This is a genomic window from Kosakonia sp. H02 (assembly GCA_030704225.1).
Lineage (GTDB): Bacteria > Pseudomonadota > Gammaproteobacteria > Enterobacterales > Enterobacteriaceae > Kosakonia.
The window spans coordinates 2,620,310-2,634,107 of record CP131915.1; the positions used below are offsets into that span (position 1 = coordinate 2,620,310).

11 protein-coding genes are annotated in these 13,798 nt (G+C 53.4%); all 11 read right to left on the bottom strand.

What is annotated here, in order from left to right; all coding sequences use genetic code 11:
* Nucleotides 1–5: 5 nt before the first annotated feature.
* Complete coding sequence (dnaE, locus tag Q5705_12345; protein ID WLI75389.1) at nt 6–3,488, bottom strand: DNA polymerase III subunit alpha; 3,483 nt, start codon at nt 3,486–3,488, stop codon at nt 6–8.
* Nucleotides 3,489–3,526: 38 nt separating this feature from the next.
* On the bottom strand, nt 3,527–4,123 hold the full coding sequence (rnhB, locus tag Q5705_12350) for a ribonuclease HII (GenBank protein ID WLI75390.1): 597 nt from the start codon (nt 4,121–4,123) through the stop codon (nt 3,527–3,529).
* Nucleotides 4,120–5,268: a lipid-A-disaccharide synthase gene (gene lpxB / locus Q5705_12355; GenBank protein ID WLI75391.1), complete on the bottom strand. Its 1,149-nt coding sequence runs from the start codon at nt 5,266–5,268 to the stop codon at nt 4,120–4,122. The genes rnhB and lpxB overlap by 4 nt, the downstream gene beginning before the upstream one ends.
* Nucleotides 5,268–6,056, bottom strand: a complete 789-nt coding sequence (lpxA, locus tag Q5705_12360) for an acyl-ACP--UDP-N-acetylglucosamine O-acyltransferase (GenBank protein ID WLI75392.1) — start codon at nt 6,054–6,056, stop codon at nt 5,268–5,270. Before lpxA ends, lpxB begins: the two co-directional genes overlap by 1 nt.
* A 3-nt stretch (nt 6,057–6,059) precedes the next feature.
* Entirely contained in the window at nt 6,060–6,515 is a 456-nt protein-coding gene (gene fabZ, locus Q5705_12365; GenBank protein WLI75393.1) for a 3-hydroxyacyl-ACP dehydratase FabZ, read from the bottom strand.
* Nucleotides 6,516–6,687: 172 nt separating this feature from the next.
* Entirely contained in the window at nt 6,688–7,716 is a 1,029-nt protein-coding gene (lpxD, locus tag Q5705_12370; GenBank protein ID WLI75394.1) for a UDP-3-O-(3-hydroxymyristoyl)glucosamine N-acyltransferase, read from the bottom strand.
* A 3-nt stretch (nt 7,717–7,719) separates the two neighbouring features.
* The gene (gene skp, locus Q5705_12375; GenBank protein ID WLI75395.1) at nt 7,720–8,214 is read right to left on the bottom strand and encodes a molecular chaperone Skp; all 495 of its coding nucleotides are present in this window, start codon (nt 8,212–8,214) and stop codon (nt 7,720–7,722) included.
* Between the two features lie 116 nt (nt 8,215–8,330).
* Entirely contained in the window at nt 8,331–10,745 is a 2,415-nt protein-coding gene (gene bamA, locus Q5705_12380; GenBank protein WLI75396.1) for an outer membrane protein assembly factor BamA, read from the bottom strand.
* Nucleotides 10,746–10,776: 31 nt separating this feature from the next.
* Entirely contained in the window at nt 10,777–12,126 is a 1,350-nt protein-coding gene (rseP, locus tag Q5705_12385) for a sigma E protease regulator RseP (protein WLI75397.1), read from the bottom strand.
* 11 nt (nt 12,127–12,137) lie between these two features.
* Entirely contained in the window at nt 12,138–12,995 is an 858-nt protein-coding gene (gene cdsA / locus Q5705_12390; GenBank protein ID WLI75398.1) for a phosphatidate cytidylyltransferase, read from the bottom strand.
* Between the two features lie 12 nt (nt 12,996–13,007).
* Nucleotides 13,008–13,766: a (2E,6E)-farnesyl-diphosphate-specific ditrans,polycis-undecaprenyl-diphosphate synthase gene (gene ispU, locus Q5705_12395; protein ID WLI75399.1), complete on the bottom strand. Its 759-nt coding sequence runs from the start codon at nt 13,764–13,766 to the stop codon at nt 13,008–13,010.
* Nucleotides 13,767–13,798 lie beyond the last annotated feature (32 nt).

Below are 13,798 nucleotides of genomic sequence, written 5' to 3' on the forward strand. Positions count from 1 at the left end.
CTGTATTAGTCAAACTCCAGTTCCACCTGCTCCGAACCAATGAGGCCACGCAAATCGTTGAGTAAACGATCGCTCGGAGAGACACGCCAGGTTGCGCCGAAGCGTAACCGTGCGCGCGCATCCGCCCTCTGATAGTAGAGATGTACTGGAATGGTTCCCGAACGGTGGGGTTCCAGAGACTGACGGAGTCGGTTTAAAAGCTGGTCATCAATTTGCCTGTCCGTCAGCGAGATAGCAAGCCCACGGGCGTATTTTTCCCGGGCTTCGTCAATGTCCATGACTTCGCGGGCGGTCATTTTAAGCCCCCCGCTGAAGTCATCAAAGCTGACCTGTCCGCTGACGATAAGTATGCGGTCTTTTTCCAGCAACTGCTGGTATTTATCCAGCGCGTCAGTGAACAACATCACTTCCAGCCGCCCGGAACGGTCATCCAACGTACAGATGCCGATACGATTGCCACGCTTGGTGACCATAACCCGCGCAGCAATAACGAGCCCCGCCGCCGTGGTGATTTTCCCACGTTCGGTCGGATGCATGTCTTTCAGCCTGTAGCCTCCGACATAGCGCTCAATCTCTTTTAAATACTGGTTAATCGGGTGGCCCGTCAGGTACAAACCTAACGTTTCCCGCTCACCATCAAGCTGTACCTGTTCCGGCCACGGCTGGCAACTGGCGTAGGACTGTTCGATTTGCTCCGGCTCTTCCGCCAGCACACCGAACATATCGGCCTGGCCGATCGCTTCCGCTTTGGCGTGCTGATCGGCGGCTTTCAGCGCATCGCCGAGCGAGTTCATCAGCGCGGCGCGATGCGGCCCAAGGCGATCAAACGCCCCGGACATAATCAGTTTTTCCAGCACCCGGCGATTGAGCTTTTTGATATCAGTGCGCGCGCAGAGATCAAATAGCTCGCGGAAGTAGCCACCGTTGTTACGCGCTTCAATGATCGCTTCAATCGGCCCTTCGCCCACACCTTTGATCGCGCCGATACCGTAAACAATTTCCCCGTCATCATTAACATGGAAATGGTACAACCCGGAGTTGATATCCGGCGGCAGGATCTTAAGCCCCATGCGCCAGCACTCGTCTACCAGGCCGACGACTTTCTCGGTGTTGTCCATATCGGCAGTCATTACCGCTGCCATAAACTCGGCCGGATAGTGCGCTTTTAGCCACAGCGTCTGGTATGAAACCAAAGCATAGGCGGCGGAGTGCGATTTGTTAAACCCGTACCCGGCGAATTTTTCCACCAGGTCGAAGATTTTCATCGCCAGTTCGCCGTCGATGCCGTTTTTCTTCGCGCCGTCTTCAAAGCTGGAACGCTGTTTGGCCATCTCTTCTGGCTTTTTCTTACCCATGGCACGACGCAGCATATCCGCGCCGCCGAGGGTATAGCCAGAAAGCACCTGCGCAATCTGCATGACCTGTTCCTGATACAGGATAATGCCGTAGGTCGGCTCCAGTACCGGTTTCAGGCTTTCATGTTGCCATTGCACATCCGGATAAGAGATCTCTTCGCGCCCGTGTTTACGGTCGATAAAGTTATCCACCATGCCGGATTGCAGCGGCCCGGGACGGAACAGCGCCACCAGGGCTATCATATCTTCGAAGCAGTCCGGTTGCAGACGCTTGATCAAGTCTTTCATGCCGCGCGATTCAAGCTGGAACACCGCGGTGGTTTCCGAGCGTTGCAGCATGTCGAAGCTTTTCTTGTCATCCAGCGGGATGGCGGCGATATCCAAAGGCGGCTCGCCGTGTTTTTCGCGACGGGCGTTGATCATCTCCAGCGCCCAGTTGATGATGGTCAGCGTGCGCAGGCCGAGGAAGTCGAACTTCACCAGACCCGCATATTCCACGTCGTTTTTATCAAACTGGGTGACCGGATGCTGCCCGGCTTCATCGCAATAAAGCGGCGCAAAATCGGTAATTTTGGTCGGCGCGATCACCACACCACCGGCGTGTTTACCGGCGTTTCGCGTTACCCCTTCCAGTTTTCGCGCCATATCAATCAGCGCCTTAACTTCTTCGTCCGCTTCGTAGATTTCCGGCAGTTGCGGCTCAGCTTCAAACGCTTTTGCCAGCGTCATGCCCGGATCCGGCGGCACCAGTTTGGAAATACGGTCAACAAACCCGTACGGATGGCCCAGCACGCGACCTACATCACGAATAACCGCTTTCGCCGCCATCGTACCGAAGGTGATTATCTGCGAAACCGCGTCACGACCGTACATATCCGCGACGTGTTCGATAACCTGGTCGCGCTTCTCCATGCAGAAGTCGACGTCGAAGTCAGGCATTGAGACACGTTCCGGGTTCAGGAAACGTTCGAACAGCAGGTCAAACTCCAGCGGATCGAGGTCGGTAATTTTCAGTGCATACGCCACAAGCGATCCCGCACCGGAGCCACGGCCAGGCCCGACCGGCACACCGTTGTCTTTCGACCACTGGATAAACTCCATCACGATAAGGAAGTAGCCAGGGAACCCCATCTGGTTGATAACCTGCAACTCAATATCGAGACGCTCATCGTAAGGCGGGCGTTTTTCGGCGCGCACGGCCGGATCGGGAAAGAGAAACTCCAGACGCTCTTCCAGGCCCTCTTTTGATTTGGCAACGAGGAAGTCTTCGGTGGTCATTTCCCCGGTCGGGAACTGCGGCAGAAAGTACTCGCCCAAACGCACGGTAACGTTGCAACGTTTAGCAATTTCGACGGTGTTTTCCAGCGCTTCCGGAATGTCGGCAAAGAGTTCGCACATCTCCTCTTCGCTGCGCATATATTGCTGCGCCGAGTAGTTGCGTGGGCGTTTGGGATCGTCCAGGGTGAAACCGTCGTGGATCGCCACGCGAATTTCGTGGGCGTCGAAATCTCCCGCCTCAAGAAAACGCACGTCGTTAGTGGCGACAACGGGCAGGCCATGTTCTTCCGCCAGCGCAACCGCCGCGTGCAAATAGGATTCTTCGTCTGCGCGGCCGGTACGGATCAATTCCAGAAAGTAGCGATCGTGAAAATGTTCTTTATAGAAATCGAGGCACTGCTCGACCAGGGCGCTGTTGCCACGCAGCAGACTTTTACCCACGTCGCCCATCCGCGCGCCAGAAAGTAGGATCAGCCCTTCGTTGAGCTCGACCAGCCAGTCGCGGTCGATCCACGGGCCTGCCGCGCCATAGCCGCGCTGATAGGCGCGGGAAATCAGCAGCGTCAGGTTCTGGTAGCCGGTATTGTTGGCGGCGAGCACGGTCAGCTGCGTTAGCTCATCACCGATCAGATCGCTTTGCACATGAAAATCAGCCCCGACGATCGGTTTGATCCCGGCACCGTGTGCCGTTCCGTAAAACTTCACCAGACCACACAGGTTGAGGAAATCGGTGATCGCCAGCGCGGGCGAGCCAAGTGCGGCCGCCTTCTTCACCAGCGGCCCGGTTTTCGCCAGCCCGTCAATCATGGAATAGTCGCTATGCACCCGCAGGTGTACGAAACGTGGTTCAGCCATTTTTAAATTCCAGCCTGGTTATTTCACGTTCTTAAGGGTCAGGAGACAAGGCCCAACGCGCGTTTCACCGGCGCGAAACTGCGTCGGTGATGCTCCGTTGCGCCGTGTTCCGTCAGCTTTTCCAGATGGAAAGCAGTGGGGTAGCCTTTATGCTGCGCAAAGCCATATTGCGGAAAGACGACATCAAGTGCGGCCATTTCTGCGTCTCGCGTTACTTTTGCGAGGATCGACGCTGCGCTAATTTCCGCCACCCGGCTATCGCCTTTAACTACCGCCATCGAAGGCATCGCAAGCGTCGGGCAACGATTACCGTCAATCAGCACGTATTCCGGCGTGATGGGCAAGCCGGCGATGGCGCGCTGCATCGCCAGCATGGTGGCGTGCAGAATGTTCAGCTCATCAATTTCGTGCGGCTCTGCGCGGCCCAGGCTCCAGGCCAGCGCTTTCTCTTTGATCTCGTCGTAGAGCGATAAACGGCGTTTTTCGGATAATTTTTTTGAATCATTCAGGCCGAAAATAGGACGCTCGGGATCGAGGATCACCGCGGCCGTCACAACTGCGCCCACCAACGGGCCGCGCCCTACTTCATCCACACCCGCAACCAGGTGCGTGTGCGGATAAACAAACTCGATCATCTTGCTAACTCCAGTACCGCTTCAGCTGCCTGTTCATCGGCGTTGCAGCGAATCTGCTGATGCAGCTCACGGAAAATGTCATGCATCTGGTGACTGGTTTTGCCATTGGCCAACAGCGGATCTAACGCGGCGGCCAGCGCTTGCGGCTGGCATTCATCCTGCAACAGTTCTTTCACCAGCTCACGCCCGGCCAGCAGGTTTGGCAGCGAAACATATGGCGTTTTCACCAGCCGTTTTGCCAGCCAGAAGGTGAACGGCTTCATGCGATAGCCAACCACCATCGGGCATTTCGCCAGCATACACTCCAGCGCGGCGGTGCCCGATGCCAGCAGCGCGGCGTCAGCGGCGTACATCGCTTCGCGCGCCTGACCATCAAGCATATGCACCGGCAATTCTGGCGCGACATCTGCTTTAATGCGCTCAAACTGCTCGCGACGTTTCGTATTGACCAGCGGCACAACCACTTCCAGATCCGGATAACGCTCACGCAGCAACTGTGCGGTGCGCAGAAAATCCGCGCTGAGCATTTCCACTTCCGCGCCACGGCTTCCCGGCAGCAGCGCCAGGCAGTGCACATCCCGGCGGATACCAAGGTGATCGCGGGCGGCGCCTTTATCGGGATCCAACGGCATGGCATCTGCCATGGTATGGCCGATAAACCGGCACGGTACGTTAAATTTATCGTAAAACGCTTTTTCGAAAGGCAGAAACGCCAGCACCAGATCGGTGGCTCTGCCAATTTTGAAAACGCGTTTTTGTCGCCACGCCCAGACGGACGGGCTGACGTAGTGAATGGTTTTGATACCCTGCTTTTTCAGATTGCCTTCAAGGGTAATGTTGAAATCCGGCGCGTCGATACCGACAAACACATCCGGTTTCAGTTCGCTGAAGCGACGGGTCAAATCCGCACGAATATGCAGCAAGCGACGTAAACGGCCCAGCACCTCAACAATGCCCATCACCGCCAGCTCTTCCATTTCATACCAGGCTTCACACCCTTCCGCCTGCATACGTGGCCCAGCCACACCCACAAAACGGGCATTGGGCACACGCGCTCTCAGTGCCCGGATAAGACCTGCACCAAGAATATCGCCGGAGGTTTCTCCGGCGACGAGGGCTATCGTAAGAGGACGATGGTCGACCATTAACGAATCAGGCCACGCGTTGAGCGTTCAAAGAACTGCATAAACGCATCAACTTCCGGGTGCTTCGCGGCAAGCTCAGCGATTTCCGGTTTTGCCTCTTCCAGCGTTTTACCGCTGCGGTACAGGAGTTTGTACGCATTACGGATAGCCACTAACGCTTCTCTGCTAAACCCGCGACGTTTCAGGCCTTCGATGTTCACACCGAACGGTGTGGCATGGTTGCCCTGAGCGATAACGTACGGCGGAACGTCCTGCACGACGCCCGAGCAGCCACCAATCATCGTGTGCTCGCCAATAATGCAGAACTGATGGATGGCAGTCATGCCGCCAACAATAGCAAAGTCACCGATGGAGACATGCCCTGCCAGTGTCGCGTTGTTCGCGAGGATACAGCGATTACCCACTATACAGTCGTGCGCGACATGCGCATTAACCATCAGTAAGTTATCGTTGCCCACCTTCGTCAGTCCAGCGTCCTGTACTGTGCCACGGTGAATGGTGACGCTTTCGCGAATGCGGTTGCGATCGCCAATTTCCACACGGGTCGGTTCACCAGCATATTTCAGATCCTGGTTAACTTCGCCGATGGAGGCGAACTGATAAATCACATTATCGCGACCAATTTTTGTGTGGCCGTTAACGACAACGTGAGATTTCAGGACGGTACCTTCACCAATTTCAACGTGAGGTCCCACAATACAAAACGGGCCAATATGAGCGTTAGCGCCAATAATGGCGCCGTCTTCAACAATGGCGGTTGGATGAATAAAGGCGGTATTATCAATCACGTATCAGGCCTCCCGGCTACGTGCACACATCATAGTAGCTTCACAAACAACTTTACCGTCTACCAGCGCAACACCTTTGAAACGGGTGAGGCCGCGGCGGGTTTTCTCGAAGGTGACTTCCATGATCATTTGATCGCCTGGTACCACAGGACGCTTAAAGCGCGCTTCGTCGATACCGGCGAAGTAGTACAACTCACCCGGCTCCAGTTTGCCAACGCTTTTAAACGCCAGAATACCGGTTGCCTGCGCCATTGCTTCGAGGATCAGCACGCCCGGGAAAATCGGTTTGCCAGGGAAATGCCCCTGGAAAAACGGTTCGTTTACCGAAACATTTTTGACTGCGCGCAGAAAACGACCCTCTTCAAAATCCAGCACACGGTCTACCAGTAAAAACGGGAAACGGTGCGGCAGAAGCTCCAGGATCTCTTCAATGTGCAGAGTATGAGTGTCAGTAGTCAAAATACTCTTCCTGTCTAAATATACTAAAAAGCAATAATAACACGGCCCGCGGCAATCTTAAGAATGCCCACAGGCCGGGAAGTATATACACTTTGTTCTTCGAGTTGCAGAGGCGTTATGTCGCTTTTTCTGTCGCCCGAATGCTTTTGTGTACAAGCGTTAGTTGGATGAATTATTCGTCTTGCTGATTAACCTTGCGCTCGACAGCTTTCAAACGCTTGCTCATATCATCGATATTCATCACCAGAGCGGCGGTTTTACGCCACACTTTGTTCGGCTGTAACGGGATGCCAGAGGAATAAATCCCAGGTTCAGTGATAGGACGCATTACCATCCCCATGCCCGTTACGGTAACCTTGTCGCAAATTTCCATATGGCCATTGATTACGCTGGCACCACCAATCATGCAATAGCGGCCAATTTTCAAACTGCCCGCCATGATGACACCACCCGCAACTGCGGTATTGTCGCCAATCACAACGTTATGTGCAATCTGGCACTGGTTATCGATAATGACGCCGTTGCCGATAACAGTGTCGTCGAGCGCGCCGCGGTCAATTGTTGTACACGCGCCGATTTCGACGTTGTTACCGATAATCACGCGACCAAGTTGCGGGATTTTAACCCAATTGCCGCGATCGTTGGCATAACCAAAGCCATCAGAACCAATAACCGTACCTGATTGAATCAGGCAATTTTCACCGATCTCAATCTCATGGTAAATGGATACATTGGCCCACAGACGCGAACCTGCGCCTATTTTCGTATTTTTCCCCACGAAGCAACCCGCGCCGATAACGACGTTATCGCCAAGAGTAACGCCGGATTCAATCACGGCATTCGCGCCAATTGCCACATTGCTACCCAGCGCCGCCGTCGGGTCAATCACCGCTCCGGGAGCGATGTTTTGCGCCGGCTGCGGCGTGGTATCAAGAATTTGTGCCATCCGCGCGTAGGTCAGGTACGGGTTTTTCACGACCAGCGCAGCGCTTTTGGCAAAAGGAAGGTCGTCCTGCGTCATGACAACGGCAGAGGCCTGACATGCGGTCAGGTGTTCACGGTATTTGGGATTTACCATGAAAGTGATGTGGCCTGCTTCGGCAGATTGCATGGACGCAACGCCGGTGATGACGATATCGCCATCACCGTGTAATTCTGCATCCAACTGTTGAGCTAAATCAGCCAGTCGAATAGAAGGCATTACTTATTTAACCTGTTTCAGTACATCAGCAGTGATGTCTTTTACATCGTTGCTGTTGTAAATAACGGCGTTGGAAGGAATAACCAGATCAACACCCTGATCGGCCGCAACTTTTTTCACTGCGGACTGGATGCGAGTTACCAGTTTGCCGCGCTCTTCGTTAGAACGACGCGCCTGATCCTGTTCGAAAGCCTGCGCTTTTTGGGCGAATGCCTGACGACCGGAAGAAATATCTTTCTCCAGCTTGCTGCGTTCGCTCGCCTTCATCGTAGAACCGTCACGCTGCAAACGCTGTGCTTTTGCTTGCAGGTCGGATTCCATGCTTTGCAGTTCGTTAGCACGGCCGCCGAATTCGTTTTTCATGGTCTGAGAAACGCCGGAAGTCTGCGCGACCTGCTGTAACAGGCTACCCATATCAACAATTGCAATTTTGTCAGCTGCCTGAGCCGACGCTGCCATTGCCAGACTAAAACCCGCAGCTAATAACAACTTTTTCACAATTTACTCCTTACCATCCCGTTTGTACCCGGAGGTACAGCTCTTTGCGTGGCTGGGCCTTTTGTTCAAAGCCGCAGCCATCACTACACTGCTACGCATTCCGTTGCCGTGCGGCGTTACCAGGTTTTACCAATGTTAAACTGGAACTGTTCCGCTTTGTCTCCATCGTACTTTTTAAACGGCTGGGCGTAGGAGAATACCAACGGCCCCAATGGGGACATCCATTGTAGTGCGATACCAGCAGACATACGGATATTGCTCGGATCGCTGTAATCCGGAATACCCAGCGCTTTCATCTGCGCGGTATTATCCCAGTTTGTATCCCAAACGCTACCTGCATCCCAGAAGAACGAGGTGCGTACAGAGTTAGCATATTTTTCGCTGATAAACGGTGTTGGGGTAATCAGCTCCACGCTGGCAACACCCATTGCGTTACCGCCCACCGCATCGTCAGACTTACAATATTGCGCGGTGGTTGAATTGCAGTTATCCAACCCGCTGCCGCCGTAGTAAACCGCTTTCGGACCAATGTTATTGGACTGGAAGCCACGAACAGTGCTTGAACCACCTGCGTAAAAGTTCTCATAGAACGGCAGCTCTTTACCACCTAAACCATCGCCATATCCCCAACGTGTACGGCCCAGAACCACCCATTTGTGATCGTCGTCAACCGGGAAGTAGGACGCGGTATCGACAGTGACTTTGTAGAATTCGTTATCGGAGCCCGGGATCGTCACTTTACCGTTCAGGTTGACACGCGAACCTTTCGTCGGGAAGTAACCACGGTCAAGGTTGTTGTAGGTCCAACCGAAGTTGAAGGTGAAATCGTCCGCAGAGTAGCCGTTGTCATCACTCGTGGTGCTGGCATTCTGCCCCACGGAGTCCAGATAACGCCACATCGCAACCTGCGGTTCCATGCTCGACAAGCTGTTATGTACATAGCCTAAACCGGTACGCAGCGTGTTGTACTCGTTAATCGGGAAGCCGAGCGTGCCATCAACACCGTAACTTTTGTTGGTGTATGAGGAGAGATCCGCATCATCCGCTTTAAAGTCGTTATAGAAGATACGACCACCGAGGCTTACACCATCAACGGTGAAGTACGGGTTTGTGACGGAGAGCTCAGAATAGGTCTGGTAATCATTTTTGGTGCCGCTGATACCGACAGAGTAACCGGTGCCTAACCAGTTATCCTGCTGTACGCCAACCTGGAAACTGACGCCACTTTCAGTACCGTAACCGACACCGAAGTTGAAGCTACCGGTATTGCGCTCTTTAACCTTGTAAACAACATCAACCTGATCCGGGCTGCCCGGCACACGCTGGGTTTCAGTATCGACAGTTTCGAAATACCCCAGACGGTTCAGACGCTCTTTGCCCTGATCGACCAGATCGCTGCCCAGCCATGCCCCTTCCATCTGACGCATTTCACGACGCAGTACGGTATCTTTAGAGGTGTCGTTGCCTTCGAAACGGATCTTACGCACGTAGAAGCGGTTGCCCGCATCAACGTTGATATGCAGCTTAACGGTTTTATCGGCGTCGTTGATTTCAGGCTGAGACTGAACACGCGGATACGCATAGCCATAGCGACCAAGAAGCTTTTTAATGTCATCTTCCATTTTGGTCACTTTGGTGCCGTTATACAGCTCGCCCGGCTCGATTTTAGTCAGGCTTTCAATTTCGGCAGAGTGCCCTGCCAGATTACCGCTAACCTGCACACCGGAAAGCTTGTACTGATCGCCTTCGGTCACGTTGACGGTAATGTAAATGCCTTTTTTATCCGGCGTCAGGCTAACCTGAGTTGAATCAATGTTAAAACGCGCGTAACCGCGATCCAGATAGTAGCTACGCAGGGTTTCGAGGTCGCCTGCCAGCTTCTGTTTCTGATATTTGCGATCGCCGACGACGTTCCACCACGGCACTTCATCACGTAACTGGAAGTTGGAGATCAGCTGTTCAGTCGAGAATGCGTGGTTACCCACGATATTGATCTGCTGGATCTGGGCGGAAACGCCTTCCTGAAAGACCAGTTTCAAGTCAACACGGTTACGCGGCAGCGGAGTGACGACAGCTTTTACGCTGGCGCTGTATTTACCGACGCTGTAGTAGAAGTCTTCCAGTCCTTTTTCGATATCGGACAGAGTGGTGCGATCCAGAGATTCACCAACACGCACGCCAGAAGCCTCAAGGTTCTGTTTCAGCATGTCATCTTTCACCGACTTGTTGCCGGAAAAGGTGATGCTGGCGATTGTCGGGCGTTCTTTCACCTGGACGAGAAGGGTGTCACCATCACGCAGGACACGTACATCCTCGAAGTTGCCGGTGGCAAACAACGCGCGAATGGTGTTACTGATGTCTTCATCATTCACCGTATCGCCAGGACGTACTGGCATACTGAGGAGGGCCGCACCAACGGCGACACGCTGTAGGCCTTCGAAATGAATGTCCTTCACGACGAACCCTTCAGCACCGTATACGGTGGCGCTGCTAAACAGCAGCGACGCTATGAGCAACTTTTTCATCGCCATCGTTATTATGCGTTCTTCCTAACAAACTCTCTTACAAGCGAGAGAAATCATTGAAAAGTGCAAGCCCCATTAACAGCACCAGCAATATAGAGCCAATGCGATAACTAAAGTCTTGAACTCGCTCGGATACCGGTCCGCCTTTCAGCTTCTCGATCGCTAAAAACAGCAGATGCCCGCCATCAAGAACGGGTAATGGGAACAAGTTGATGATGCCTAAGTTCACGCTTATCAAAGCGAGGAACATCAGGTAGTAAATCAACCCGAACTCTGCTGACATCCCAGCCCCCTGAGCAATCGAGATCGGCCCACTGAGGTTGTTCAGTTTTACATCACCGGTGATCAATTTCCCCAACATACTGACCGTCAGCTTCATCAACTGCCAGGTTTTACCCGTAGCTTCTGCGATGGCGCTAAAAGGCCCGTACTGGCGTACTGTCTTGTATTCATCTGGCAGCGGGATAATTTTAGGCACCACGCCCGCAAAACCCTCTGCCTTGTTACCGGGTTTTGAATCCGGTATCAGTGTCAAAGATAAGGGAACCCCTTGTCTTTCCACTTCCAACGCTAATGATGTACCTGGGTTATCCCGTACCAGCGTAACGAATGTCATCCACTGCGTTAACTGCTGACCATCGACTTTAACGATCCTGTCGCCAGCTTGCAAACCTGCTTTACTGGCTGCGGACCCCGCCTGAACCTCTGCAAGCACTGGTTCAAGCTGCGCCGCGCGAGGGCGAATGCCCAATGACATTACCGGATCATCCTTGTCAGGCGCAAAAGCCCAATGACGCAGGTCCAGCACTTTTTCCTGACGATTGTTACTGCCAAACGGCGCAACGCTGACAGTCGTCTGGCTATCGCCGATTTTTGATACCAACTGCAAGCGCACAGCATCCCAATCAGGCGTTTCGATACCGTCAACGGCTTTAAGTTCCGTGCCAGGTGCAATTTGCGCGTTTGCAGCGATGGAGTTGGGCGTTATTTCACCAACAACCGGGCGAACGCCAGGGACACCGATGATAAACACCAGCCAGTAAGCAAAGATGGCAAAGATGAAGTTGGCGATGGGACCCGCCGCGATAACGGCAGCGCGCTGGCCGACCGTTTTATTATTGAAAGCGTAGTGACGCATTTCCGGTGTAACCGGCTCAACGCGTTCATCCAGCATTTTTACGTAACCGCCCAGCGGGATAAGGGCGATAACAAATTCAGTGTCGTGTTTGTCTGTACGACGCCAGAGCGCTTTACCAAATCCGATGGAAAAGCGCTCAACACGGATACCGCAGCGGCGAGCAACCCAGAAATGGCCAAATTCATGCACCGTGATCAACACACCAAGCGCAATGATGAACGCCGCCAGATTCCAGAGAATGCTCAGCATAAAACCTTCCGTCAAATCGTCCTGAAAACCAGCAATAACAGGCAGGCAAATACAGGAACTGCCGCTGTCAGGCTGTCAATGCGATCCAGTATACCGCCATGACCCGGAATAAGATGACCACTATCTTTAATTCCGGCTTCACGTTTGAACATACTTTCTGTTAAATCACCCAGCACCGACGCCAGTGCCGCGACAACAGAACAAATCAGCAGGGTGGACGGCGCAACCTCAAGGTTCGCCCAAGTGCCGTATCCCCAGGAGATCACGCCTGCGGTCAGCAAACCACCCAGAAAACCCTGCCAGGTTTTCCCCGGCGACACCTTAGGTGCCAGCTTATGTTTGCCAAACAGTTTGCCAAACATGTAAGCGCCTGAATCCGCACCCCAGACAAGGATCATGACGTAAAGTAACCACAGCGCGCCGCTGTAAGGGTTAACGTCGTAATGCCAGACGCGCAGCGCCAGCATACCCCAGAAAAAAGGGATGATGGTCAGAATACCAAAAACCAGGCGCAGAACTTTTGAGTTACGCCACAGCGCCGCAGAGGCCGGATAGCCCAGCACCAGCACCAGCGCGACAAGCCACCAGGCCAGCGAAGCCCAGAGTGATATCTCGACCAGAGGCTGGTGCGCATTGTGATGATATTCCGGTAGCGTGAACAGCATCAGCGCTAACAAAAGCCCACAAAGTACCGCCAGCCAGACCCGTTGTGTCCGGGATGTAAAACCGCTCAGTTGCCCCCATTCCCATGCGGCGAGCATGCAAACGGCAAGCGTAATAATCGCAAACCCCACCGGCGGCAGCAAAAAAAGCACTGCAATAACAATGGGAATTAATACAAAAGCAGAAATCAGGCGATACTTCAGCAAAAGCAACCCCCATCAGGCTTTGTCGCCACCTGGCTCGGTACCGCCGAAACGACGCTCTCGATTAGCAAAGGCATTCAGCGCACCTTCAAAGTCTTGTTCATCAAAATCGGGCCAAAGAACATCAGTAAAGTAAAGTTCGGCATAGGCAATTTGCCAAAGTAAAAAATTACTTATGCGATGTTCCCCACCAGTCCTAATCACTAAATCAACGGGCGCCAGCTCATGCATGCAAACTTGCTTGTTCAGTGTTTCTTCATCTATTTGATCCGGGCGCAACAGCCCTTCCTGAACTTGCTCAGCTAACTGCCTGACACCCTGAACAATATCCCAGCGTCCACCGTAGTTCGCTGCGATATTCAACGTCAGCCCTGTATTCTGGGCGGTTAACGCTTCCGCTTTGCGGATTCTCTCCTGCAAACGCGCGTTAAAACGACTGGTATCGCCAATAATGCGTAAACGCACATTATGACGGTGCAGGCTCTTGACTTCGCTATCCAGCGCCCACACAAATAATTCCATCAGCGCGCTAACTTCTTGCGCCGGACGATTCCAGTTCTCGCTACTAAAAGCATAAAGCGTCAACGCATCGATACCACTGTTGGCGGCAAAAGAGACCGCGCGGCGAACAGACTTCGCTCCTGCTCTGTGCCCGAAGGCGCGGAGCTTGCCCTGCCTTTTCGCCCAGCGACCATTGCCATCCATAATTATCGCTACATGGCGGCAGCCATGCGTTGGCAAACTTTCGCTTATTGGTTGGTTAGCAGACAACATAACGCGTTTTAGTCCCTGAAAAGGATTTAGCG